This is a genomic window from Pacificibacter marinus (assembly GCF_018860665.1).
In the GTDB taxonomy this organism is placed as follows: Bacteria; Pseudomonadota; Alphaproteobacteria; order Rhodobacterales; family Rhodobacteraceae; genus Celeribacter; species Celeribacter marinus_A.
Genome location: NZ_JAHKPK010000011.1, coordinates 60897 through 85539, shown reverse-complemented (window position 1 = coordinate 85539; position 24643 = coordinate 60897). Strand labels below are relative to the sequence as shown.

Below are 24643 nucleotides of genomic sequence, written 5' to 3'. Positions count from 1 at the left end.
AACCAGCCAAATGTTATGTCCGTATTCTAAAAATTCCATTCGCCAAAGATGTATGAGCACGCGATCAAATGCAATTGGCCAATGCACCAATTGCGCTCAATATAATGCGCCTTTGACCCTTTTTCTACAGGTCTGCACCACGGATATTTGCCGGTAAGAGACAGGCCTGTAGCTCAAGGTTTTCTGCACCCCGCCGCGAGAAATGCCAGTTAAAACATCACCGCGGCAACGGGATTGCGGTATAAATGCTTGGTAAAATCGCGAAGCCCACCCAAAATAAACACTGGCATCTATGACTTTTTTGGATGCTATCTATGATAAAAAACAGCCTGCATGAATCAACAAGGTTGCCCCAACGGCACTTTAATCGCCTGAAAAGCAATCTTCACGCCAATGTGAGTGACATTCGATAACTTTTTTCGACAGAAATTTCATACTGTCGCGTAACTATGCTTAAAGGCCGAAAACTATCTAAGGTCATAATCGGTTAGAGGAACTTTCGCTTGAATAAATTGTTGGTCGTTATTGCATCCGTCGCAGTCCTGTCTGGGGCATATGTTTATTCTTTTGGCCTGCCGCCTGCAATTGCAGCATTGGTCCCCTTAGATACATCGAGTGATGCCAGTGCCGCCTCACCTGCGCGCGGCGGTGGTCCTGGTGGTGGCGGCGGGCGCAACAGCGCCACGACCGTGGTTTTGGCTCCGCTGGAACAGCAAAGCTACGCGCTTGTTTTGCGCACCATAGGCACAGCGACCGCCCTGCACAGTGTTGATGTCCTCGCCAGTGAATCCGGCACCGTGGCCGAGGTGATGATGGCGGCAAACGCAAGCGTCGAAGCCGGTGATGTTCTGGTAAGACTGGATGATCGTTCACAGCAGTTGGCCTTGGAAATTGCCGAAGCAGAACGTGATCAGGCCCAAACCACCGTCAACCGCTATGAGGCACTGAAAGCCAGCGGCAACCTGACGGTCACCAATGTGTCGCTGACCGAAGCCGAAATTGCCCTACGACTGGCTGAAGCCAACGTGGGGTTGGCCAAAATCGCCCTTGAGGATCGTGTCATTCGTGCGCCGATTGCTGGACAATTGGGCTTGAGCGACATTCAGGTGGGCGATTTCATTTCCACCAATGCCACCATCGTCAGCATCGATGATTCCAGCACAATTATGGCAGAATTCGAAGTGCCTGAACGCTCTATTGGTCTATTGGAAATTGGCAAACCCGTCATGATTGGCACACCAACCTACACTGGGCGCGTCTTTGAAGGGGCCGTAACTGGGTTTGATACACAATTGGACGCCGTCACACGCAGCGCCACAGGGCGTGCCGAAATTGACAACACGCAGGGTTTGCTTTTGTCGGGCATGACGTTCAACGTGCGTATGGTTGACGAGACAGCGCCCCTGCCGGTTGTGCCTTCAACCGCGATCACATGGGATCGCACCGGCGCTGGCATTTGGATATCGCAAGAGGGCCGCGCTGCGCGACACCCCGTCACCATCCGCTACCGCGAAGGAGATCAGGTTTGGATTGAAACCGACGTACCACTGGGCAGTGACGTTGTCGTCGAAGGGGCTAGCAAACTGCGCGCAGGTGCCGCTGTGGCCGCGGCTTCAACGACAGGGGCCAAATCATGAGCTTGGAAAAAACACTGCATAAATCTGGGTTTGCCGACACTTTTGTCGCCCGACCGATCTTTGGGATTGTTCTCAACCTTTTGGTGATTATCGCAGGCCTTGCCGCTTTATCCAGCGTCGATGTGCGCGAAATGCCGGATGTTGATCGCCCCGTCTTGTCGGTGCGCACGACTTATGAAGGCGCGGTGCCTGCCACTGTAGATTCAGAAATCACCCAAGTCTTAGAGGACGCATTGAGCGCACTCGAAGGGCTATCCTATATGGAATCGACCTCCAGTACGGGGTCAAGCCGGATCACGATTGACCTGTCCGATAACACAGATGTTGATGTCGCGGCCAACGAAGCGCGTGAAATCGTGTCCAGCACAATGCGGCAACTGCCCGATGACGTGGATGATCCTGTCGTCAGCAAAAGTGACACCAACTCTGATGCGATTATCAGGCTGGCCTTGCTTGGGGATGCCTCGTTTGACACGCTGACCCAACTTGCCGAAGGGCCTATATATGAGCGGCTGTCTACGATTGACGGCATCGCCGAGGTGACTGTGCGGGGCAATCGGGCCAACGAATTTCGGGTCACTGTCAACTCGACCTCTTTGCTCAGCCGCGGCTTGACCATTTTCGATGTCAGCACCGCCTTGCAAAACCTGCGCGACGACACGCCACTTGGGTCGATCGAAGCCGAAAACCAAACCCTTGCCTTGAGTGTTGCCAACAAGAATGTGACGGTTGACACAATCGCATCGGTGCAAATTAACACGACAACAACGATTGCCGATGTCGCTCTCGTTCAGCTGGTTCCAGAAGACAGCAATGTATTTGCCCGCGTCAACGGTCAGACGGCGATTGGCATGGACATCACGCGTCAATCTATCGGCAACACGCTTGAGATTTCGCGTGCAGTGACCATTGCCGTGAATGAACTGCAATCGCAATTGCCCGAAGGGGTCGAACTGATCATCGGGTCTGACGATGGGATCTTTATCGAAGGCTCAATCTCGGAAGTTGTCAAATCAATCATGCTGGCCACCGCCATCGTGGTTGCAGTGATCTTTGTGTTTCTGCGCTCGCCACGGGCCACATTTATTCCTGCTGTGACCATTCCTGTGGCGCTGATCGGCACCTTGGCCGCTATCTGGATCACCGGATTTTCGGTCAACACCATCAGCTTGCTGGCGCTGGTTCTGGCCACGGGCATGGTTGTGGATGACGCGATTGTTGTGATCGAAAACATCGTGCGCAAACGCAAAGAAGGCATGGGCGCTTTTGCGGCGGCCGCAGCAGGCACCAACGAGGTGTTCTTTGCCGTGATCTCGACCACGGCGACCTTGGCGGCTGTGTTTATTCCCATTTCATTCCTGCCCGGTCAGGCCGGTGGCGTCTTTGCCGAATTTGGGTTTGTTCTGGCCTTCGCTGTCACGCTCTCGTCTTTCACTGCGCTCACATTAACCCCTGTGTTGGCAGCCCTTTTGGACCCTGGAAAACGCGATGCCGATCGCCCGTCTGAGACGACAAAACCAAGCGCGCTGGCCAGATATTTCGGCAAGGTCATGGATTTCGCAATCAGAACGCCGATCCTGATCCTCGCGATTGCGGGCGGCTTTGTGATGATCGCAATTGCCGCGGCAACCACTTTGCCTTCAACCGTGACCCCCACCGAAGACCGTGGCTTCTTTCTAATCCAAGCGCGCGGGGCCTCAGACACAACCGTGTCTTATCTCGACAGTCAGGTGGTTATGGTTGAAGACATTCTTGAACCTTACTACGAGTCCGGCGAAATTGAAGCTGTGCAAAGCATCATCGGCGTTGGCGGCGGCACCAGTGCCTTTATCATCGTGCGTCTGCCCGATTGGAATGATCGTGATTTTTCCCAAGCGGAACTCATGTCCAAGATCAACGGCCAACTGTCTGCGATCCCCGGTGTGCGCGTCAGCGCAAGATCGACCAACAGTCTGAACATTCGCGGTGGGGGCAGCGGGCTTGGGCTGGGCATCACCGGCAATAACCTTGACGATATGACAAAAGCTGCCGAATCCTTGATCGCAGCCATGGCTCAGGATGCGCTCTTCGTGAACCCACAGCTGTCAAACGACAGCGTAAATGCGCAATTGCAAGTAAAGGTCGATGATGCCGCCGCAAGCGACATAGGGCTGACCAGTTCTGAAATGACAGCCCTCATCAGCGCCATGGTCCAAGGCAATGTCGCCGTCAGCGTGTTTGAAAATGACACCGAAGTTGACGTGAATGTTGTGCCCGGCGGTCCGCCCATCAACGATCCGTCAGACATCGCCTCTTTGTCCGTTCGTTTGGACAGCGGTGACTATGTGCCAGTCTCTGCACTTGCCACGTTGGAAATGGCCGTATCTGAAGCGCAGATCAAACGCCAAGGCGGGGCTTTGACGGTCAACTTGCAAGCCAACCTTGGCGAAGGTGTCAACCTGTCCACCGCCATGAACCGCGCACAAGATCTTGCGGCTGAGGTCTTGCCTGAAGGCATGGGACTTATTTTCACCGGCGAGGCGGCAACGCTGAGCGATGGCGAAAATGCACTTTACGCCGTCTTTGGCGTGGCGATGCTTGTGGTCCTGCTGGTGCTCTCCGCGCAGTTCGAAAGCTTTGCCAGCGCTGTCGTGATCATGATGACAGTGCCCTTTGGTTTGGCAGCTGCCCTTTTGGCGATCTCGCTAACGGGCGGATCATTGAACTATTACAGTCAGATCGGTTTGGTGATTTTGATCGGCGTTATGGCTAAAAACGGCATTTTGATTGTCGAGTTTGCCAATCAGTTACGTGAAAAAGGTCAAGACATCGACGCCGCAATCCGAAACGCTGTGCAACTGCGTATTCGTCCAGTGATGATGACAATGATCTCGACCATCTTTGGCGGCTTGCCTTTGATCTTTACCTCAGGTGCAGGTGCCGAGGCGCGGATCGCCGTAGGGTGGGTCATTGTTGGCGGCTTGGGCTTTGCCACTGTGTTTACGTTGTTTTTGACGCCGATCTTCTATCGCTGGATTGCGGTTTGGGGTTCTGCCCCAGGGGCGGCTGCGGCGAGATTGGAATCTGAGATCGCGGCACCAACAGCCAGAGCCTAAACATTAAATGCGGCCGGTGGTTTTAAATCACCGGCCGTATGCATTTCAAACCTGCGTTTGTTGCCGTTTCGGCAAAGCTCCCCTACCTGATACGTTCTTCCCGTGACCAATCCCAAAATCTAATGATGGATCTGTACCCATCGAGAGGATTGATCATGACTGAGACCAAAGGCGTTATTGAGCAAAAACTGGAAGCACTCGGGCTGACCCTACCCCCTGCCCCGCGCCCCATCGGAAATTACCTGCCAGCGGTTCAGGTTGGAAATATGCTTTACGTGTCAGGCACTTTGGGCACGATCCGTGATGAAAATGACCAAGACATCATGCCGATCAAAGGCAAACTCGGCGGCGAGCTGACGATTGCCCAAGGCTATGAGTCAGCCAAATTGATGGCGCTGAACCACTTGGCTTTGATGAAACTGGTCATCGGCGATTTGGACCGTATCGAGCGCATTGTGAAAATGGTCGGTTACGTCAATTCCGCACCTGGTTTTACCGAAGCGCATCTGGTGATGAACGGCGCGTCTGACCTGTACCTTGAACTGCTCGGCCCTGAACGCGGCAAACATGCGCGCGCCGCATTGTTCCAAAACGAACTTGGTCTGGATGCGCCTGTAGAAGCCGAAATGACGGTTCTGTTGAAATCAGAATGAAGACGGCGCCCAGCTTTTGTGCTGGGCGTCTTTAAGTGCCGCTTCATCCAAGGCCTCCCAAAGCGGAAACCTGTCCTCGGCGAACTTTGCAAACAACTCAGTTGCCGGGGATAAGGCGCGTTGACGCCGCCGCGCGATCGACAAACGACGATGCGCAAAGGCCGCGCATTGCAGGTTCACCGGCGCCAAAATGCCGTTGATCACCTCGCTATACACCCCTTGCAGCGGCACGAACATCACCGCTTGTGTACGCAAAGCATAGTTGCGCAAAAAGTTCAAAAGATTGCTGCGCGCACAGGGGGACACCTCGGCCTTTTCCTTTTTTGCCACCCTTTTGACCAGTTGCGAAATGCCAAAACTGTCATCGGGCAAAACATGGCGATAGGTCAAAATATCGGCCAGTTCCACCGCACGCCCGTCGCTGAGCGGGTGATCTGGCGGCACGAAAGCCATCAAGGGTTGGTGGTAATGCGCCGTGGTTTCAATCGCGTGATGGTTTGAGAAATCATAGACAAAGCCGATGTCTGCTTCATAGCGATCCAGCGCATTCACCGTTTCATCCAAGCTGGCCACAGTGATGTCAAAGGTCACATCGGGATAGTTCTCGTTGAACTCGGTCAAAATGTCAGGCAGGAAATTTTCGGTGATCCCCTCGACTGTGGTGATGCGGATCACGCCACGATGCAAAGCACGCAAATCATCGATATCGGAATGGACCAATTGCAGCTGCGCCTCAATTTTCAACCCGTGTTTCCAAAGCCGCTCGCCCGCTTCTGTCAGGCTCACCCCGTCAGATCGACGATCCAGCAGCACACAGTCCAGTTCATGTTCCAGCGCGGAAATCTGGCGACTGATGGCAGAGGCGGCAACATGTTGCCGCTCAGAGGCACGTCGAATCGACTTACACTTTGCGACTTCCATAAAATATCTCAAACCGTTTAAGTTCATAGCATTGCCTTATATTTATGCACAAAAATCGATCAACTTCTGCGCGCACCTGTTGCCAATTTGGCAACGCCCACGTCGCAAGTTAATGCTACCTTCTTCAAAATTTGCAATGCCATAGTTGGTCAACGAACGGGGCGTTTGTGGATTTGCAGTCCTCTAACCCTTGTTTGTTTTGAATTTGTGAATCTTCTGAACCGATCCAAATGGGTCGTAAAATAAAAGAAGAGCACCGCGCGTCATCATCCTGTCCAACAAAGGAAAATCTCATGAAACTGTTCTCAACCGCCTCCATCCTCGCGGCCTCAGTTCTGCTCACCACCGCCGCCAACGCCCAAGAGGTCACCTTGCGTCTTGGCCACACAGGCGCCCCAACGCACCATTATCAAACCATCTCCGAGCTTTTTGCCGAAACCGTCAAAGAGCGTTCAAACGGAGAGATTCAGATCGATGTCTACCCTGCCGATCAACTGGGCAAGCAATTGGAAGCCGTCGAAGGCACCATGCTCGGCACCCAAGATATTTTCCTTGTCTCAGACACCGTGTTGTCGAACTGGGTGCCAGATATGGGCATCTTGAATCTGCCGTTCATGTTCTCGTCGCTCGACGATGTGCACGAAGTTCTGGAAGGCCCAGTGGGGGATAAACTCGAAGCCAAAATGGCTGGTACAGGTGCCGCTGTCATCGGTTGGTGGATGGGCGGATTGCGCAACATCACCAACAACGTGCAACCCATCACCGATCCATCCCAGCTTGAGGGCGTGAAAATCCGCGTGCCAGAAGGCGAAGTTTTCGTTGAAACCTTCAAAGCTATGGGCGCGAACCCTGTGGTGATTTCCTTCGGCGAGCTTTATTCCGCGTTGCAACTTGGGACGGCTGATGCCCAAGAAAACCCACCTGCGCATATCTTGACGCAAAAATTCTATGAGGTTCAGGCCTATACCTCTAAAACCTCGCATATCTATCTTGGCTCGCCTTTGATCATGAATGAAGCACTGCTTGAGTCTTTGTCTGATGAACATCAAGCGATCATCTTGGATGCAGCTACAGAAATGGCTGGCGTGCATTTGAAAATGGTGAATGATTTAGAAGACGCGCAATGGGCCGAATTGGCCGCCTTGGGCAATCAAATCAACGAAGTCGACCCCGCGCCCTTCCAAGCCGCGACTGCCCCTGTGATTGAAATGTTCAAGAAAACGCTGGACGCTGATATCATCGAAGAAATCCAAGCCACGCTGGCCGATTAACCCAACTTGGCGCGCGGGGTATAATGCGCCCGCGCGCCAACAGGAAGGCTGCTTATGAAATTCTTTGATCATTTGGACATGACTGTCAGGATTGTTGCCGGCCTGTGTCTGTTCGCCGTTTTTGTATTGGTCACCGCACAGGTTGCCAGTCGGTTTTTGTTTAATTTCTCGCTTGCGGCCGCCAGTGAACTGTCGATCTACGCGATGATCTGGTCGGTGTTTTTAGGCTCCGCTGTCGCCTTCCGTTCAAACAGCCATATCGCGATGGATATCTTGAAAAACAAATTGCCTAAACCCGTTGAGGGCGTGGCAGATGTATTGATTTTCATCTTATTGGCGGGCTTTTTGTGCCTGATCGCGACCGAGGGCTACGACTTGGCCCTGCGTGCCATGCGCCAATCATCCCCTGCGGCCAAAATACCGGTTGGCTACATCACAATGGCGATCCCTGTTGGCTCGATCCTTGCGCTGATCTTTTTGACAGAACAAAAACTGCGCCCGTTTTTCAAGGACAAACGCCATGACTGAAATTCTGTTTCTGGCCCTCTTCGCGCTTTTGCTGATGGGCGTTCCTGTCGCCTTTTCCCTTGGCATCGCCTCTATCGCGGCCTTGTATTTTGGCAGCTCTATCCCGATGATCATCGTGCCACAAAAGCTGTTCAATGGTCTCAATTCCTTTCCCTTTCTGGCGATCCCGCTGTTTTTGCTCGCGGGCAATATCATGGCCGCCGCGCAGATATCTGAGCGGCTGGTGAAACTTTCGGGGCTGGCCTTGGGCCGCTATCCTGGTGGGCTGGCGCAAATGTCCACTGGGGCGTCTGCCTTTTTCGGCGCGATCTCGGGCTCGGCCCCTGCGACCACCTCGGCTATCGGCTCTATTCTGATCCCGTCCATGGTCAAACGCGGCTATGCGCCTGCTTTTGCTGGCGCTGTTGTCGCCTCGTCCGGCGCGCTGGGTTTGATCATTCCCCCCAGCCTGACCATGGTGATTTACGGCACCATCGCGGATGTCTCGATCGGTGATCTGTTTATCGCAGGCATTTTACCCGGTATCGTGATCGCCTGCGCTTTGGGAGCTGTGAATTACATGATGGCGAAACGCCTTGGGCTGTCCGGCGAACCTGTCAGCCCCGACATCCGCCCTCGCAAAGTCATCGCGGAAAGCGGTCTGGCCTTGGTCATGCCCTTGATCATTCTGGGCGGCATTTACGGCGGTATCTTTACCCCAACGGAATCCGCCGCTGTCGCCTGTCTCTACGGGTTGATTGTGGGCATGTTCGTTTACCGGTCGATCTCGCTCAAATCGCTGGGGCCGATTTTTATCGACACCGCCATCAGTTCCGCGATTGTCATGTATCTTATGGGCACGGCCAACGCCTTTTCCTATATCATCACCGCCGAACAGGTGCCGCAGGCCTTGGCTGCGTCGATTTTAGAATTCAGCTCGAACCCCACATTGATCATGGTGATGATCCTTGCATTGCTCTTGCTTGCGGGCACATTTTTGGACAATGTCGCGGCGCTGGTGCTGTTGGTGCCAACTTTGGGCACCTTGATTTTGGCGGTGGGCATTGATCCGATTTATTTTGGCGTTTTCACCGTCATCGCTTTGGCCGTTGGCAATTTCACCCCGCCAGTTGGGTTGAATCTGTTCATCGCCGCACGCCTATCGGGATCGCGTATGGAAGACATTTCCAAAAGCGCGCTGCCCTATATAGGCGCTTATCTGGTGGTGCTTATCCTGCTGATCCTTTTTCCCAAAGTCATCACGCTGTTTGTGTGACCTTTCAAATTCTCGGAGCCTAAATTGAACACCGACCTTACATCTGTCAGCGCCACCACTTTGGCCACGCGCCTTGCGTCTGGCGAATTGACATCCCAAGCGCTGGTTGAAGCCTGCTTTGCCGCTATCAAAGCCCATAACGATGACGCGATTTTCATCACGCTCACAAAAGAATCCGCCATCAAAGCCGCCAAAGACAGTGATGCGCGCCGAAAAGCGGGTAAGCCGCTCAGCGAATGGGACGGTATTCCAGTGGCATGGAAAGATTTGGTCGACATTCCTGACACGCCAACAACCGCCGCCAGCGCGGTTTACAAAAATGCGCCCGCCCCCACACAAGGCGCTGTTATCTATGACAATTGCACCAAAGCAGGGTTAATCTGCATCGGCAAAACCAACCTGTCGGAATTTGCCTACTCTGGCCTTGGGTTGAACCCGCATTTCGGAACGCCCGTAAACCCGCATTCCACCGACACGCCCTTGGCCCCTGGAGGGTCTTCTGCTGGGTCTGCCGTGGCGGTTGCAGCCTCTTTGGTTCCGCTGGCCATTGGCACTGATACCGCCGGTTCCGTGCGGGTGCCCGCCTCTTTTTGCGGCATCACAGGGTTCAAATCCAGCCAAAACCATTACGACAAAACGGGTATTTTTCCATTGTCCGCCAGCTTGGATTCTGTCGGCAGTTTCGCGCATGCTATTGAGGACATCATCACCTTCGACGCCATTTTGCGCGGCGAGACTCCGCAACCTACACCCGTCATCTCACCTGAGAAACCAAACCTAATTGTGCCAACAGATGTCGTGCTAAACGGTTTAGACGCACAGGTTGCCGATTGCTTTGAAGCCGCGTTAGAGACGCTGTCACAAGCGGGCTATACCATCACACGGCAAGCCTTTCCGATCTTCAATGAGGTGACAGAGCTCTTCGCCAAACACGGCACCTTGACCGTGGCCGAGGCCGCGACCGTGCACAAAGATTTGCTAGCAAGTCCTGATGCGGCCAAGATGGATCAGCGCGTGTTTGAGCGCATGAAAACCGCCGCGCAATTCTCGGCCCAAGACTACATCCAACTGCAATGGGACCGCGCGCGTTTGCAAACGTCTGTCACCCAGACCCTTGGTCACGATATATTGGTTTGTCCTAGTGTCGCGATCACCGCCCCTGCCATCGCAGAATTGGACGCCGACACAGATCACTTTGCGCGTACGAATTTGCTGGCTTTGCGCAACACCATGTTGGGCAATTATCTGGGCATGCCCGGCGTCAGTATCCCTGCAGGTCACGCCCGAAATGGCGCGCCAATCGGTGTGCTGTTTTCAATGGCCACCTCTTTGGATGCGGAATTGCTACATCATTGCCGAGCGATCGAGGCCGCTTTGCGCTAACAATCAGACGCTGCGCGTTCAAAACTTTACATTGACCCGAAACCGCTGCGTATCGCCACGCTGCGGTTTTGGCGTATAAGGGCACAGCTTGCAGTGATCACACGTTGCAAGACACCGCCAGTTCGTTCAACGATGCCCCAACATACGATCAACCTTTCAGGAGCCCCTGACGTGACAACGCGTAAGTCGAAAAAAACCCCCTCTTACTGGACCAATGATCTATCGGATGCGTTCAAAGATTACCTAGACGGGCGCGGGCTTGATGAGGTCGAACTGATCATATCAGACATCGCAGGCACGTCCCGCGGCAAGGCCATGCCCGCCTATAAGTTTGAACCAAGCGAGTCGTTCTTTTTGCCGATCTCGTTGTTTTATCAAACGATTTCTGGTGCCTATGTCGACATGGACATCGAAAACCAATGGTTCGAACACGACGTGACATTGATCGCCGATATGTCCACCGCCTGCGCGATCCCTTGGGGCGACGACGCGTCGGTGCAAGTGATCTGCGACATGAAAACCCGCGAAGGCGCACCGCTCACCGTGGCCCCGCGCAACGTGCTGCGCCGCGTTTTGGACCTATACGATGCCGCCGGATGGACCCCCGTTGTCGCCCCAGAGCTTGAATTTTATCTCACAAAACCAAATGTTGACCCCACCGAAGCCATCGAGCCGCCCATCGGGCGCACGGGGCGTCAATGCGTGGGCAGTCAGGTCTATTCGATGGCCGCCGTTGACGAATTTGGCCCTGTGATCGACACGATTTATGACTTTGCCGAAGCCCAAGGCCTGCGCATCGACACCGTGATTCAAGAAGGCGGAGCGGGCCAAGTCGAGGTGAATTTGCTGCATGGCAATCCGCTTGAACTGGCCGATCAGGTATTCTTTTTCAAACGCACCATCCGCGAGGCCGCGCTGAAAAACGGCATGTTCGCCACTTTCATGGCCAAACCCATGCGCGATGAACCGGGCAGCGCGATGCATCTGCATCAATCGATCATCGACAGCAAAACCGGTCAAAACATTTTCTCGGATGAGGACGGCAACCCCACGGAGGCCTTTGAGCATTTCATCGGCGGATCACAAATTTACACCATGCAAGCCGTGCCGCTTTTGGCCCCCTATGTGAATTCCTATCGTCGGATCACGATCGGCGGGCAATCCGCGCCTTCGAACCTTGAATGGGCGGCAGACAATCGCACCACGGGCCTGCGCGTGCCCCATTCCGGCCCTGCCGCGCGGCGGTTGGAAAACCGTGTGATCGGCATGGATTGCAACCCCTATCTGGCCATCGCGGCCTCGCTTGCTTGCGGGTATCTGGGGCTTGTGAACAAGATTAAACCCCGCCCTGCCGCCACCAAAGAGGTTTGGGAAACAGAGCACCCCTTGCCGTACACCCTTGGGATGGCCTTGGATCTGTTTGAAGAGGCCGATGAGCTTTGGCAGGTTCTCGGCCAAGAATTCTGTCAGCTGTTCCTTGACCTGAAACGCGCAGAAAATGAAGAGTACCAGCGCGAAATTTCCCCATGGGAACGCCAACACCTTTTGCTGAACGTGTAGCCTATGAACCTGTTGACGATCAACGACACGGCGGGGGCTTATCCCCCGTCCTTTTATGCACGCAACATCGACCCCATCCCCAATGCTGGACCTGCCCAAGGGGATATTCACTGCGATGTCTGTGTGATCGGCGGCGGGTTCACCGGCCTGTCGACGGCGCTGCATTTGGCAAAACGCGGCTACTCTGTGCATCTTATGGAAGCGCAGCGCATCGGATTTGGCGCAACGGGGCGCAATGGAGGGCAGGTCGGCCAAGGACAACGGCTTGACCAAGACACGTTAGAACAAATGTTCGGCGCGGCGCGGGCAAAAGATCTTTGGACCATCGGCACCCAAGCCTCGGATTTGGTGCGCAAGTTGGCCCAATCCGATTTGGTGCAGGCAGACTTTCACCTCGGCCTGTTGTACGTCAATCACCGCGAACGTTATGACGCCACGTCCCGCGCCTATGCGGCTAAGATGAACGACACATATGGCTATGATCACATGTCGTTTTTGGATCGCGATCAGGTGCAAGACTTGGTCAAATCCTCGGCCTATTTTGGCGGCACCTATGACACAGGCGGTGGACACATTGATCCGCTGCAATTCGCCTTTGGCTTGGCGCGCATGGCGCAAGTGGCCGGTGCTGTGCTGCATGAAAACAGTCAGGTGATAGAAATCAAACACGGGCCCAATGTGACCCTGCGCACCAAAGAGGCCCGCATCCGTGCGAAATATGTTGTGATGTGTTGCAACGGCTATATCGGCGATTTGCACGATGACGTATCGCGCCGTGTCATGCCGATCAACAATTACATCGTCGCGACAGAGCCTTTGTCAGACGCAGAGCGCGCAGCAGTTTTGCCCCAAAACATCGCCGTCGCCGACAGCAAGTTCGTTGTGAATTACTACCGTTTCAGCGATGACAACCGCATGTTGTTTGGCGGCACCGAAACCTATGGCTACCGCTTCCCCAAAGACATCGCCCGCCAAGTGCAAAAACCGATGCGCAAGATCTTTCCCCAACTCAAAGACGTCAAAATCGACTACGCTTGGGGCGGCACTTTGGGCATCACCATGAACCGGATGCCGCATTACGCCACCTACGGCACCGGCAATATCCTAAGCCTATCTGGGTTTTCAGGATCAGGCGTGGCCATGGGCACCCTGTCCGGCCAGATTGCCGCCGAGATGATTTCAGGTCAGGCCGAGCGTTTCGACATCATGGCCAACCTGCCCAGCCCGCAGTTTCCAGGCGGGCCAAAAATGCGCCAACCGCTGCTTGTTCTTGCGATGCTTTGGTATGGGCTGCGCGACAGGCTTTAACGTGGTTTACCGCTGGGCGCGTCGTTCAATCAAAGCGCGTCCGGCAGACACCAAGCCATTCTGGATGTCATTCTCAATCGCCAAGGTCAAAGCCTCAGGCGCGCGATCCATCAATGCATCAAGGATGGCCTTGTGGTCACCCATCACATAAAATTCACCCACATCCGAGATCAATTCACGCTGGAACGGCCCAAGTTGCAGCCAGATGCTTTCGATCAGCGGCAAAGACGTCAAATCAGGGTTCGCGCCATATAAAGCACGGTGAAATTTGTGGTTCAGGCAGATCATCCGATCATAGTTCCGCCGAGAAATCGCCGCGTCCATTTCGTCGTCAATGACGCGCAACTCACCGATCACAATATCCGAAATATACGGCAAGGCCCGCAGCCCTGCATGACACTCCAAAACCAACCGTGTTGACACGAGATCTTCAAATCGGCCCGAATTCATTTCAGGAATCAACATTCGGCGATTGTCTTGGGCCTCGACTGCCTGTTCAGAATTTAAACGGCGCAAGGCCTCACGAATCGGGGTCGCGGATAGGCCCATCACATCCGCCAAACCGCGCATCGTCAGCGACGCGCCCGTCGGAATAGCCCCCACCATAATCGCGTTGCGCAAGCGCATATACACGTATTCTTGGCTGGTCAGCCCCTCGCCGCCTTCAAATTCTGGAACTTCAAAGCTCATATATCGACCTGATCCTTTTGTGCCTGTCGCCAGACTAGAATTGAGTTTGACATAAGTCAACAAAGGTGTCACAAAATATTAAATGCTATCACATTTTAATAAAGGATGTGGCAATTGCCTCAACTCGATCCCGAAAACTGGCTGAAATCCAACCCAGATGCGACCTCAGCAACCATTGCGATCTGCGACATCAACGGGGTGTTTCGCGGCAAACGTGTGCCCGTTGAACAAATCGTCAAGATTTTCAAAGACGGCGTGCGTATGCCCACGTCCTCATGCACTGTTGATATTTGGGGCTGCGATCTTGAAGACAGCGAACTCGTGTTTGACTCAGGGGATGCCGATGCCATCTGCACCGTCACAGACCGCGGTTTGGTTGAACGTCATATCGCAGGACAGATATCGGCGTTTGTGCCAATCACAATGTTTAATGAGGACGGGACCCCAGAGCCGACAGACCCAAGACAGGCTCTTGCCGCGATTGTTGATCGGTTCAAATCCCACGGCTATAGGCCCGTTGTTGCGACCGAACTTGAATTTTATCTGACCTCTGGCCCCGCAGAAGAGGTGGAACCCGCGACCCTTCCGGGTGAGGCCGGACCACTGGAACATCACAACGTGTTGTCCGTGGCCGAGCTGGACCAGTTGCAGCCGTTTCTTGATGATATTTATGCCGAAGCAACCCGCCAAGGCATCGTACCAGATGCGATTATATCTGAAAGCGGCACAGCCCAATTTGAACTGAACCTGATGCACAGCGATGACGCCCTGCGCGCCGCTGATGACGCGGTTTTGTTCAAAAACCTCGTGCGCAGCGTTGCCCGCGCCCATGGGTTTCGCGCGACCTTTATGGCCAAACCCTTTGGCGACAAAGCGGGCAACGGGCTGCATGTGCATTTCTCGGTGCTGGACGCAGCGGGACATAATATTTTCGACAACGGCACCGACGACGGCTCTGACCTGATGCTGCACGCCGTTGCGGGGCTGGCCGCTATGATGACCGACAGCGCGTTGATTTTTGCGCCGCACCAAAACAGCTATCGGCGTATCCGCCCCAATGCCCATGCGCCCACGGCTGTGGCCTGGGGATACGAAAACCGCACCTGTGCCATCCGTATTCCCGGCGGCGCCAATGCCGCGCGGCGCATTGAACACCGCGTTGCGGGCGGCGATGCCAACCCTTACTTGGTTTTGACGGCCATTTTGGGGGCTGCTATTTACGGGATAGAAAACAAGCTCACCCCCCCTGCCCCGACTGAAGGCAACGCCTATGAAACAGACGCGCCCTTGCTGCCGCTGCATTGGCACGGGGCTATCGATGCCTTTGAGAAAAGCACTTTACTGCCGCATATTATCGATCCCCAATTGATCCGGCTGTTTGCACAGATCAAAACGCAGGAACTTGATAAACTTCTCAGCATCGTCCCCGCCAGCGAATACAGCGCCTATTTGGAGACCGTTTGATGACCCCACCCCGTCCTTACGCTGGCAACGGCGAGCACACCACCAGCTACTATGCCGCCTCAGCCAACACGCGAATTTTGCGTCCTGCGCTAACCGGCGATCAAAGTTTTGACATTTGTGTCGTAGGCGCTGGATATTCCGGCCTGTCCACAGCGCTGCATCTGGCGGAAAAAGGCCATAACGTCGCCATCGTTGAAGGCGCGCGGATCGGCTGGGGGGCTTCTGGGCGCAACGGCGGACAAGTTGTCAACGGGCTGAACGCCTCCTTGCAAACCATCGAACGCCGCTATGGCCAAGACACCGCGACATTCGTGTCAGGTCTGGTGATGGAAGGGGCCGACATCATTCGCGAGCGGGTCAAAACCTATAACATTGATTGCGATTTGAAACCGACGAACCTGTTCACCGCCTATACAGATGCCCATATGCGCGAGCTTGAAGAACGGCTTGCCTTGTGGCGCCGCTATGGCATCGAAACGCAAGAAATAGTGTCTAAAGCTAATATTAGAGACTATGTTGGCTCTGACGTTTACGCAGGCGGGATGATCGATCACGCAGGCGGCCATATGCATCCGCTCAATCTGGCTTTGGGCGAAGCGGCCGCCTTCGAGCAAAACGGCGGTACGATTTTTGAGATGTCGCGGGTGATTGACGTCTGCTACGACCAGCCCAATCCTGTCGTGAAAACGGCGCAGGGCAGCATCACATGTAAAAAAGTCGTGCTATGTGGCAACGCCTATCTGAGCCACGTGGTGCCAAAATTGACGGCGCGGGTCATGCCTGTGTCAACGCAAATGATGGCCACAGAACCCCTGTCCCAAGACCAAGCCGAACGTTTGCTGCCCACGGACACCTGCGTCGAAGACATTCGATTTATCCTAGATTATTTCCGTCTTTCAGCCGACAATCGCCTGCTGTTCGGCGGCGGGACTGTTTATGGCGGCGCAGACCCTAAAGACATCGAAGCCAAGCTGCGTAAAAACATGCATAAGGTGTTTCCCGAACTGAAAGCCACGAAAATTGACTACGCTTGGAGCGGCAATTTCGCCCTCTCATTCAGCCGCGTGCCCCAATTGGGTCGCCTAAATGACAACACCTATTTCGCGCATGGCTATTCAGGCCACGGGGTCACAGGATCGCATACATTTGGGCGCATTCTGGCCGAAGCCATCGATGGCGACATGTCGCGCTTTGATGTCTTTGCACGCCTGCCGTGGATTCCATTTCCCGGTGGACGCCTGTTCCGCGTGCCCTATTCAATGGTCGGCTCTTGGTATTACAGTTTCAAAGACAAGTTTGGAGTGTGAGGGCAATATGAAAATCGGTATTCTACAAACAGGGCGTGCCCCTGATGAAGCCTTGCCAGACTACGGCGATTACAACGATTTTTTTGTTCGCTTTCTAAACGGCAGAGATTTTGAATTTCAAACCTACGCCGTACTTGATGGTGATTTTCCTCAAAGCCCCGCAGAGGCACAAGGCTGGTTGATCACGGGCTCAAAGTTCGGCGCCTATGAAAACCATACGTGGATTCCCCCGCTTGAGGCATTCTTACGCGCGGCCTTTGCCGCCGAAGTACCAATTTTCGGGGTCTGTTTTGGTCATCAAATCCTTGCGCAGGCTTTGGGAGGCAAGGTTGAGAAATATGCGAAAGGTTGGTCCGTTGGCCCGCAAACCTATCAAAGCGAACTGTTTGGCGATCAAAAGATGATCGCATGGCACCAAGACCAAGTCGTCACCCGCCCCACTTCGGCCTCGGTTGCTGGATCCTCTACTTTTTGCGAAAACGCGATCCTGACCTATGGCAATCGCGCGCTGACCATTCAGCCGCATCCTGAGTTTTCAGTGCCATTTTTTCACACACTGCTTGATCAACGCGGTGACGTTTTGCCTGATGCCATTCGCTCGCAAGCCAGCACCGCCAACAGCGAAAACCTGTCATCACAGGCCTTTGCCAATACCGTCGAAGACTTTTTTAAACGTCGCGGAAAATTTGCAGATTAAGCGCCCCAAAACACCTCAACCCAGCATGAACGCCCCGACCAACACAAAGCCTGCAAGGAAAATACTTTGCACCACCAACAACCCGATCGCGGGACCGCCAACCTGTAAAATACGTGGGATAGACGTCTTCATTCCGACAGCGGCGATGGCCGTCAAAAGCGCCCAGCGGGACACCACAGAGGCCAAGTCACGCACAACCTCGGGCAACACGTGAAACGAATTCAGGGCCGCGATGATTAAAAACGCCAAGACAAACCCGGGCAGTAACGGTGGGCGCGCTTCGCCGGGTTCGGCGTATTTACGCAAGAACATCGAGGCGATCAGCACCACAGGTGCCAACATGGTGACGCGGATCAATTTGACCACCGTGGCCAAATCGCCCGTTTCTTCGGAAATCGAATATCCCGCGCCGACAACTTGGGCGACATCATGAATGGTCCCGCCCAAAAACACACCGGATTGGCGCAAATTCAATCCTAAAATATCGGCCAAAATCGGATAAAAAATCATCGCGATGGTCGACAGAACAGTCACGCTGACAACCGTGAACACCAGATCACGTTCACGGGTTTCGCCTTTGGGCAAAATCGAGGCAATAGCCATCGCAGCAGAGGCCCCACAGATGGCGACAGAACCACCCGTGAGAAAGGCAAACATCATACCGCGCCCAAAGAACCGCCCAATCAACAGTGAAAACAGAATGGTCAAAATCACCGCGATGATGATCAACGCCACCAACGCAGGCCCCAAGGCTTGCAGCATCTCAATGCTGATCCGTGCGCCCAACAACGCCACACCAAACCGCAAAAGACCCTTGGCGGCAAAAGCCACACCGGGTTCTGTGCGCGTCTCTTCTGACAAAAACTGCAAAGAAATGCCCAACAGAATGGCCATCAACATCGCGGGCGCGCCGTAATGTTCTGACAAAAATTGCGCCGTCACCGCCACAAGGCCCGCGATTACCAGTCCGGGGAAAATCCGCTCTGTGGTGTGTTTCAGGTTTAGCATTGAAAAGTCCTAGTCTCGTTGTAAGTCATTGGGCCTGTATGACGGCACATCAAAAGCGGCCATCGGCGGGGATCCTGATGCGGCGATTTCGTTGAAAGAGATTGTGAAGAAGATGACGCCAGAGCAGATCGATCAGGCGCATATTTTGGTGAATGATTACAAGGTTGGGATGTACCCGTTCAATTGATCCGGTGACAGATGATCAGGTGGGGCGCGCGCTCACAACATACACACGCACGCCCCGGATTGTTTTTAGTTCAGGTCAGCATCACGAGCTGCGTTCACATCAGCTTCGGCGGCTGCAACAGCTACATTCAATGCGTCAAAGGCCGCTTCGCCGTTTGCAACATTGGCTTTGAACCAGTCGTACACAGGGGCTGCTGCGGCTTTGAAGTCCGCTTTTTGCTCTGGTGATGGCACGTAAAGATCACCGCCACCTGCGACGAATTCTTCATAGGCAGCGATGGATTTGCGCTTGGGTGAGGCAAAAGTCGCCTGCTGCAAAGCGTAGAAGCCATCAACCACAACGCGGCGCATATCTTCGGGCATGGACATGAAAGTCTCATTCGACATCCACCACAATGCCCCCATGTAAGCGTGGCCATCCAAGGTCACGTATTGCAAACCGGCGTCTGGGAATTTCATCCCCATAATGTCGGTGATGCCGTTTTTGGACCCTTCAACAACACCGGTTTGGAACGATGTGAACAGCTCAGGCCAAGGGATCGGTGTCGGGGACGCGCCCATAGCTTTGACCAGCTCTTGCGGCAAGTCAGCCACAACAGTGCGGATTTTCAGACCTTCCATGTCGGCAGGCTCGGCAATACGGCGTTTCGTATTGGCAAAGTTGCGCCATCCACCCGTGTTACCGATGGTCATCAAACGCACGGTGTCGCCTGAATCAGCCAAAGCCATGTCGCGTAAGGTGCGTACAAAATCGCCAGACAGAACGTGCTCCGCAATACGGTCGTCAGCCATCAAATATGGCAGGTCAAGCACTTGCACATAGGGGAAAATGCCGGACGCACCGCCAGATGTTGAAATGTAGATATCAACGCCGCCGTCCGCCACGCCTTGCAAACATTCCGCGCCGTTTGAACACAGTTGCGTGCCGATGAACAATTCAACCTCGATCGCGCCGTTAGACGCCGCCTCGACGTAGTTTTTGAACACCACAAGACCGTCATAGTCTTCGTCGTTTTCATTCGAATTCGCTGTCGCACGCAGCTTGAAATCCGCCGCAGTGGCCGACAAAGCCGTCCCTGCCAAAAGCGCGGATAGCGCGAGTGTTTTAAGCGTATTTTTGAGCATAGTAGTTCCTCCCTGATACTCTATTTTAATTGGCAAATCCGGTGAGCCTTGGAATGGTCATCGAAATCGCCGGTACGTAAGTAATTAGAAAAATCACGATCACTTCCACGGCCAAGAATGGCAAAATCGCTTTGGAAATCGCTTCGACCTTTTCGCCTGATACGGCGGAGGCCACGAACAAAATCAATCCCATCGGCGGTGTCGCCAAACCAACGGTCAAGTTGACCGACATAATGATCGCAAAGTGGATCGGATCCACGCCAAGATTGATAAATATTGGCCCCAAAATTGGTCCCAAAATGATGATCGCTGGCCCCGCGTCCAAGAACATCCCAACCGCAAACAACAGCAGGTTGATCAAGAACAACAACATCAGCGGATTGTCTGACAGCGACAAAATAAAGGTCGCCATCTGTTCAGGCGCGTGGCTCAAGCTGACCACCGTTTTGAACGCCATCGCCGCGCCAACCAGCAGCAACACCACAGCCGATGTTGTGCCTGAGCGGATCAAAATGCCGGGCACTTCTGACACCGTCAGCGTGCGCAATACAAAGAAGCCGATGAACAACGCATAGGCCACCGCGACAGCCGCCGCTTCGGTGGGCGTAAAGATCCCCACCAAAATACCGCCCAGAATGATCACAGGGGTCAGCAACGGCCAGAATGCTTTCAACGACGCCTGCCCGCGCTCGCCCCATGTGTATTTGCGACTGGCGACCGGAAAGTCATACTTGTTGGCCATAAACTTGATCATCAACATCAAACCGATGCCGATCATCGCCCCCGGCACGATACCCGCCAAGAACAGCGCAGCCACGCTTTCGCCCATCACATAGGCATAAATGATCATGATGCCAGAGGGCGGAATGATCGGACCAATGACAGAAGACGCTGCCGTGATCGCAGCGGCAAATTTACGGGTGTAACCTTGCTTTTCCATCGCAGGGATCAACATCGACCCAAGCGCGGATGTGTCCGCCACAGCAGAGCCAGACAAACCGGCAAACAGCATCGACGACAGCACATTCACATGCGCCAAACCTCCACGCAAATGCCCCATTAAGGCTTGGGCAAATTCAACAAGGCGCATCGTGATGCCGCCCTTGTTCATCAATTCGCCCGCCAACATGAAAAACGGGATCGCCATCAAAGGAAAGCTGTCCATACCGTTGTAAACATTGCGATAAAGCAGCGTGATGTCTTTCTCTTGGCCGTTGAGCCACAGCAAAATGCCTGGGGCTGCCAAAAGCCCAAAAAAGACCGGCAATCCGATCATCAAAAAGACAAGAAATACAGGTAAAAACCAGACCAGCATTATTCAGCCCCCCCAGCATCAGCCACAACAATCGGCGTCAGACGGTCTTCTCCGCCCAAAATCGATACCAAAGTGCGCAAAATCAATTCAATATTCACGCTGGTCAGCAAGATGACCCCCACGAAAAGCGAACTCATCATCCATGAGCGCGGCACCCGCAAAACCTCTGAAAAATCAAAAGACGTAGGCACATATAGCGCAGCGGTGGCGAAACGACCGCCAAAGCCCGTGACTTCGCCCCAACCGATTTTCACGGCAACAACCAAGACCAGCAGTGACAAAAGCAATAGCAATAGGTTGAGCACCCCACCAACAACCCGTGGTAGCATCACCACCAACATGTCGATGGCAACGAAACCACCTTGGCGGAACGCAGTCGGGGCCATCAGACCCGCCATCCACAACATGCAAAAACGCGCAGCCTCATCAGGCCACGGCAATGCATTGTTTAGAATGTAACGATAAAATACCTGTATCAAGATGGCGACAACCATCAAGCCTACAGCCAATGCACCCACGCCGCGCGCCACACGTAAAACGTGATGGTTAACGGCCCCTAGCGGTGCAAGCACCAGTAATAGTCCTCCCACAGACTTTCTCCTCCCATGATGACCCTTGTCAGGCCTTTTCCTCTTATATCAGTCGTCCCTAAATCCGCTCCTTTGCCGTTTTATGCCGCTTGAAAGACACCATATTTGCCAGCAAAAAACCCGAGCGCATTGCCTTGGTTGATTTCGGCCCGTGTAACCTGCCCCACCACGATCACATGATCGCCTCCCGGATGAGTTGCCACATGACGACACTCAAGACGCGCCAAGCAATTGTTGATCAACGGCACGCCCTGCGCGCTGGTGGTCATGTCCAGATTATCAAAGGCGTGCATATTGCGGGCAAAACCTTCGCAAACATCCGCTTGATCATCAGCCAGAATATGGATGGCAAACTGGGGGGCAGCCTCGAAATATTTGAACCGACGCGATCCTTTGGCGGGCGACCACAAGACAAGCGCAGGGTCCAAAGACAATGATGAAAAGCTATTGGCGGTGATGCCCACGGGGCCATCCTCTGACGCAGCCGTGATAACGGTCACCCCAGTTGCAAAGCGTCCAAAGGCATCGCGCAACAAGCGCGTGTTGTCAGCGTTGGGTTTAAAACATTCTGGCATCAATACGTTCCCCTGTCCCATTATGCGACCTCACGACCCAAGGCTGCCGTGTAGAGTTTGTACCACGTTTGGCGGTCCATTTTGACTTTGAACGCGTCCGAAATCGCGGCAATACGCGTCAAGTTGTTTGTGCCCATAACGGGCAAAATGTCTGCGGGATGCGCCAAGACCCAAGCCACAGCAACTGCTGAGCGATCCACGCCGTTCTCGTTTGCAATGACGTCCAGCATACGCCCGATGTCGTCATCTGCGGTCATCAAAGCCCCGCCACCCAAAGGCGACCACGCCATGATCGGTTGTGCATTCTTTTGGTGAAACGCGATATCGCCATTGACCAAACCCTCATGGGCGGACAGCGACACTTCAAGTTGGTTGGTGACAAGTTGGGTGTTCATGCCCGCTTGCAGCAATTCCCAATCCCAAGGTTTGAAATTAGACACACCGATATTGCCGACTTTGCCAGAGGCCACGAGCGCATCCAAAGCGGCACCCGTTTCATGATGGTCCATCAAAGGATCAGGGCGGTGCACCAGCAAAAGATCGATGTGATCAATCGCCATACTGGTCAAGGACGCCTCAACAGATGCATTCAGATGCGCCGCAGAGGTGTCGTAATATTTAACCGGAACATCGCTGTATTTGCCACAAGGTGCCACGATATCGCACTTGGTCACGATCTGCATTTGGTCGCGCAAAGCGGATTGGCCCCGCAGAGCCGTGCCCAAAACGGCCTCGGCGGTGTAATCGCCATAGATGTCGGCTTGGTCAAATGTTGTGATCCCCTGCGCAAGGCAAGCCTCGATTTTGGCAGTCACATGTTTGACCGAGGTGTCAGCGTCATCAGCCACACGCCACATGCCGTAAACAATGCGGCTCATCTCTAGGGTATCAGAAAAACGAATACGTTCCATTAACGGCGGACTCCTGCGGCCAAGGGTGTTTGGGGGGCACTGCTCGGCACGCGGCCATAAGCTTGCGGCATGGAACAGGTTTTAAGATGTGGCAACACAAGACGGCCAAAATGTTCGGCCTCATCAATGTGCGGATAGCCCGAGAAAATAAACGCGCGTATGCCCATTTTTTGGTAGGCTTCGATCTTGGACAATACCTGATCCGCAGAGCCAACAAGCGCCGCGCCACAGCCAGATCTTGCACGGCCAACGCCAGTCCAGAGGTTGGGTTCGATATAGCCATATTCGTCCGCAAGCTCACGGTTCGCGGCCTGATGCGATACGCCCAAAGACCCTGCATCCAACGCCCGTTCGCGGATCATGCGACCATAGTCATCATCCAGTTTCGACGTGATGTATTCGGCGTATTCCTGCGCCTCTTTTTCCGTATCGCGCACAATCATATGCACCCGCAGACCATAATCCAGCGTGCGATCATATTTCTCTGCCACCGCGTTCACAGCACGCATCCGGCCAGCAAGCTCTTCTTGCTTTTCAGGCCACATCAAATACACGTCGCAATGCTGACCGCACAGTTCCAGCGCCATCGGAGAATAGCCGCCAAAGTACAACAGCGGCCCGCCCGTTTGGTACGGCACGACAGGATCCGTTGTCAGACCCTTAAAGTTGTAAATCTCGCCTTCGTAATTGATCTCGCGCTGCGTCCAGGCCTGCTTCAAAATTTCCACGACCTCGCGGGACCGTTGATATCTATAAGCGCTGTCTTCCTTTTGTCCGGGGAAATCAGAGCTAATAATATTAACCGTCAAACGCCCTTCCAACATGTGATCCAGCGTTGCCAAAGTCCGCGCCAACATGATCGGCTGCATCTCTCCGCAACGCACCGCTGCCAGCAAATTGATGTCCGTGGTGATCGGCGCGCAGCCCGCCACAAATGACAACGTGTCTTGGCCGACCTGATAAGACGAGGGGCACAAAATATTGCCAAATCCTTGCTTTTCCGCCGTTTTCACGATGTTCGAGCAATGCGCCCAACTGGACCGCAAATCACCGTCGGGCACGCCCAAAAACTGGTAATCGTCCGAACATAGGGCGGCGAACCACGATACTTCTGCGGCGTCTAAATCTGGCGATGTAATAGGTACGATGGTCATCGCTTCCCTC

The 24643-nt window shown here is 54.0% G+C and carries 22 protein-coding genes; 13 read left to right on the top strand and 9 right to left on the bottom strand.

All coding sequences use genetic code 11. From position 1 onward, the window contains the following. The first annotated feature begins 503 nt into the window (after positions 1-503). The 3 genes from KO497_RS02440 (at position 504) to KO497_RS02430 (ending at position 5385) form a co-directional block, all read left to right on the top strand. Entirely contained in the window at positions 504-1637 is a 1134-nt protein-coding gene (locus KO497_RS02440) for an efflux RND transporter periplasmic adaptor subunit (protein WP_215942377.1), read from the top strand. After that, positions 1634-4732, top strand: coding sequence for an efflux RND transporter permease subunit (locus KO497_RS02435; RefSeq protein ID WP_215942376.1), 3099 nt, complete (start codon positions 1634-1636; stop codon positions 4730-4732). Before KO497_RS02440 ends, KO497_RS02435 begins: the two co-directional genes overlap by 4 nt. Positions 4733-4887: 155 nt before the next feature. Continuing rightward, positions 4888-5385, top strand: a complete 498-nt coding sequence (locus KO497_RS02430; RefSeq protein ID WP_215942375.1) for a RidA family protein — start codon at positions 4888-4890, stop codon at positions 5383-5385. Here the strand turns inward: KO497_RS02430 and KO497_RS02425 are convergent. Beyond that, positions 5377-6333, bottom strand: a complete 957-nt coding sequence (locus tag KO497_RS02425) for a LysR family transcriptional regulator (RefSeq protein ID WP_289846646.1) — start codon at positions 6331-6333, stop codon at positions 5377-5379. The genes KO497_RS02430 and KO497_RS02425 overlap by 9 nt on opposite strands. Positions 6334-6599: 266 nt before the next feature. On the opposite strand from KO497_RS02425, the gene KO497_RS02420 reads away from it, so the two are divergent. The 6 genes from KO497_RS02420 to KO497_RS02395 all read left to right on the top strand — a co-directional run bounded on the left by KO497_RS02420 (position 6600) and on the right by KO497_RS02395 (position 13611). Continuing rightward, the gene (locus tag KO497_RS02420; protein WP_215942373.1) at positions 6600-7577 is read left to right on the top strand and encodes a TRAP transporter substrate-binding protein; all 978 of its coding nucleotides are present in this window, start codon (positions 6600-6602) and stop codon (positions 7575-7577) included. A gap of 54 nt (positions 7578-7631) precedes the next feature. Then, positions 7632-8105, top strand: a complete 474-nt coding sequence (locus tag KO497_RS02415; RefSeq protein ID WP_215942372.1) for a TRAP transporter small permease — start codon at positions 7632-7634, stop codon at positions 8103-8105. Continuing rightward, positions 8098-9360: a TRAP transporter large permease gene (locus tag KO497_RS02410; protein ID WP_215942371.1), complete on the top strand. Its 1263-nt coding sequence runs from the start codon at positions 8098-8100 to the stop codon at positions 9358-9360. The genes KO497_RS02415 and KO497_RS02410 overlap by 8 nt, the downstream gene beginning before the upstream one ends. 24 nt (positions 9361-9384) lie before the next feature. Next, the gene (locus tag KO497_RS02405) at positions 9385-10743 is read left to right on the top strand and encodes an amidase family protein (protein WP_215942370.1); all 1359 of its coding nucleotides are present in this window, start codon (positions 9385-9387) and stop codon (positions 10741-10743) included. A 171-nt stretch (positions 10744-10914) separates the two neighbouring features. Continuing rightward, a complete protein-coding gene (locus tag KO497_RS02400) occupies positions 10915-12303 on the top strand; it encodes a glutamine synthetase family protein (protein WP_354668077.1) in 1389 nt (462 codons plus the stop codon). Between the two features lie 3 nt (positions 12304-12306). Then, positions 12307-13611, top strand: coding sequence for an NAD(P)/FAD-dependent oxidoreductase (locus KO497_RS02395; RefSeq protein WP_215942368.1), 1305 nt, complete (start codon positions 12307-12309; stop codon positions 13609-13611). A gap of 6 nt (positions 13612-13617) precedes the next feature. On the opposite strand, the gene KO497_RS02390 is transcribed toward KO497_RS02395, so the two are convergent. Next, positions 13618-14301, bottom strand: coding sequence for a GntR family transcriptional regulator (locus KO497_RS02390; RefSeq protein WP_215942367.1), 684 nt, complete (start codon positions 14299-14301; stop codon positions 13618-13620). A 114-nt stretch (positions 14302-14415) separates the two neighbouring features. Here KO497_RS02390 and KO497_RS02385 point away from each other — a divergent pair, with 114 nt between their 5' ends. Genes KO497_RS02385 through KO497_RS02375 form a run of 3 tightly spaced genes read left to right on the top strand, consistent with a single transcriptional unit; the run spans position 14416 to position 17769 of the window. Next, positions 14416-15765: a glutamine synthetase family protein gene (locus tag KO497_RS02385; protein ID WP_252729475.1), complete on the top strand. Its 1350-nt coding sequence runs from the start codon at positions 14416-14418 to the stop codon at positions 15763-15765. Beyond that, complete coding sequence (locus tag KO497_RS02380; RefSeq protein ID WP_215942365.1) at positions 15765-17072, top strand: NAD(P)/FAD-dependent oxidoreductase; 1308 nt, start codon at positions 15765-15767, stop codon at positions 17070-17072. Before KO497_RS02385 ends, KO497_RS02380 begins: the two co-directional genes overlap by 1 nt. A 7-nt stretch (positions 17073-17079) precedes the next feature. Further along, a complete protein-coding gene (locus KO497_RS02375) occupies positions 17080-17769 on the top strand; it encodes a type 1 glutamine amidotransferase (protein WP_215942364.1) in 690 nt (229 codons plus the stop codon). A gap of 15 nt (positions 17770-17784) precedes the next feature. On the opposite strand, the gene KO497_RS02370 is transcribed toward KO497_RS02375, so the two are convergent. Further along, positions 17785-18777 carry a YeiH family protein gene (locus KO497_RS02370; protein ID WP_215942363.1) on the bottom strand — a complete coding sequence of 331 codons (993 nt, stop codon included), beginning with the start codon at positions 18775-18777 and terminating at the stop codon, positions 17785-17787. 28 nt (positions 18778-18805) lie between these two features. Here KO497_RS02370 and KO497_RS02365 point away from each other — a divergent pair, with 28 nt between their 5' ends. After that, positions 18806-18964, top strand: a complete 159-nt coding sequence (locus KO497_RS02365) for a hypothetical protein (protein WP_252729474.1) — start codon at positions 18806-18808, stop codon at positions 18962-18964. A gap of 65 nt (positions 18965-19029) precedes the next feature. On the opposite strand, the gene KO497_RS02360 is transcribed toward KO497_RS02365, so the two are convergent. From KO497_RS02360 to KO497_RS02335, 6 genes are all read right to left on the bottom strand, one after another. Beyond that, positions 19030-20088: a TRAP transporter substrate-binding protein gene (locus tag KO497_RS02360; protein ID WP_215942362.1), complete on the bottom strand. Its 1059-nt coding sequence runs from the start codon at positions 20086-20088 to the stop codon at positions 19030-19032. Between the two features lie 25 nt (positions 20089-20113). Then, the gene (locus KO497_RS02355) at positions 20114-21403 is read right to left on the bottom strand and encodes a TRAP transporter large permease (RefSeq protein ID WP_215942361.1); all 1290 of its coding nucleotides are present in this window, start codon (positions 21401-21403) and stop codon (positions 20114-20116) included. Beyond that, positions 21403-21993 carry a TRAP transporter small permease gene (locus KO497_RS02350; protein ID WP_215942360.1) on the bottom strand — a complete coding sequence of 197 codons (591 nt, stop codon included), beginning with the start codon at positions 21991-21993 and terminating at the stop codon, positions 21403-21405. The genes KO497_RS02355 and KO497_RS02350 overlap by 1 nt, the downstream gene beginning before the upstream one ends. An 80-nt stretch (positions 21994-22073) precedes the next feature. Further along, the gene (locus KO497_RS02345; RefSeq protein ID WP_252729473.1) at positions 22074-22568 is read right to left on the bottom strand and encodes a flavin reductase family protein; all 495 of its coding nucleotides are present in this window, start codon (positions 22566-22568) and stop codon (positions 22074-22076) included. Positions 22569-22588: 20 nt separating this feature from the next. Further along, positions 22589-23479 (bottom strand): aldo/keto reductase, encoded by an 891-nt coding sequence (locus KO497_RS02340; protein WP_215942358.1) that lies wholly within the window; start codon positions 23477-23479, stop codon positions 22589-22591. After that, positions 23479-24633 carry an LLM class flavin-dependent oxidoreductase gene (locus KO497_RS02335; protein WP_215942357.1) on the bottom strand — a complete coding sequence of 385 codons (1155 nt, stop codon included), beginning with the start codon at positions 24631-24633 and terminating at the stop codon, positions 23479-23481. Before KO497_RS02335 ends, KO497_RS02340 begins: the two co-directional genes overlap by 1 nt. Positions 24634-24643 lie beyond the last annotated feature (10 nt).

Bases quoted from the DNA above. Each gene is read 5' to 3' on its own strand.
- KO497_RS02430 (WP_215942375.1), top strand. From the start codon at position 4,888: ATGACTGAGACCAAAGGCGTTATTGAGCAAAAACTGGAAGCACTCGGG.
- KO497_RS02415 (WP_215942372.1), top strand. From the start codon at position 7,632: ATGAAATTCTTTGATCATTTGGACATGACTGTCAGGATTGTTGCCGGC.
- KO497_RS02375 (WP_215942364.1), top strand. From the start codon at position 17,080: ATGAAAATCGGTATTCTACAAACAGGGCGTGCCCCTGATGAAGCCTTG.
- KO497_RS02380 (WP_215942365.1), top strand. From the start codon at position 15,765: ATGACCCCACCCCGTCCTTACGCTGGCAACGGCGAGCACACCACCAGC.
- KO497_RS02420 (WP_215942373.1), top strand. From the start codon at position 6,600: ATGAAACTGTTCTCAACCGCCTCCATCCTCGCGGCCTCAGTTCTGCTC.
- KO497_RS02335 (WP_215942357.1), bottom strand. From the start codon at position 24,633: ATGACCATCGTACCTATTACATCGCCAGATTTAGACGCCGCAGAAGTA.
- KO497_RS02390 (WP_215942367.1), bottom strand. From the start codon at position 14,301: ATGAGCTTTGAAGTTCCAGAATTTGAAGGCGGCGAGGGGCTGACCAGC.
- KO497_RS02410 (WP_215942371.1), top strand. From the start codon at position 8,098: ATGACTGAAATTCTGTTTCTGGCCCTCTTCGCGCTTTTGCTGATGGGC.
- KO497_RS02345 (WP_252729473.1), bottom strand. From the start codon at position 22,568: ATGCCAGAATGTTTTAAACCCAACGCTGACAACACGCGCTTGTTGCGC.
- KO497_RS02425 (WP_289846646.1), bottom strand. From the start codon at position 6,333: ATGAACTTAAACGGTTTGAGATATTTTATGGAAGTCGCAAAGTGTAAG.
- KO497_RS02370 (WP_215942363.1), bottom strand. From the start codon at position 18,777: ATGCTAAACCTGAAACACACCACAGAGCGGATTTTCCCCGGACTGGTA.
- KO497_RS02435 (WP_215942376.1), top strand. From the start codon at position 1,634: ATGAGCTTGGAAAAAACACTGCATAAATCTGGGTTTGCCGACACTTTT.
- KO497_RS02355 (WP_215942361.1), bottom strand. From the start codon at position 21,403: ATGCTGGTCTGGTTTTTACCTGTATTTCTTGTCTTTTTGATGATCGGA.
- KO497_RS02340 (WP_215942358.1), bottom strand. From the start codon at position 23,479: ATGGAACGTATTCGTTTTTCTGATACCCTAGAGATGAGCCGCATTGTT.
- KO497_RS02360 (WP_215942362.1), bottom strand. From the start codon at position 20,088: ATGCTCAAAAATACGCTTAAAACACTCGCGCTATCCGCGCTTTTGGCA.
- KO497_RS02395 (WP_215942368.1), top strand. From the start codon at position 12,307: ATGAACCTGTTGACGATCAACGACACGGCGGGGGCTTATCCCCCGTCC.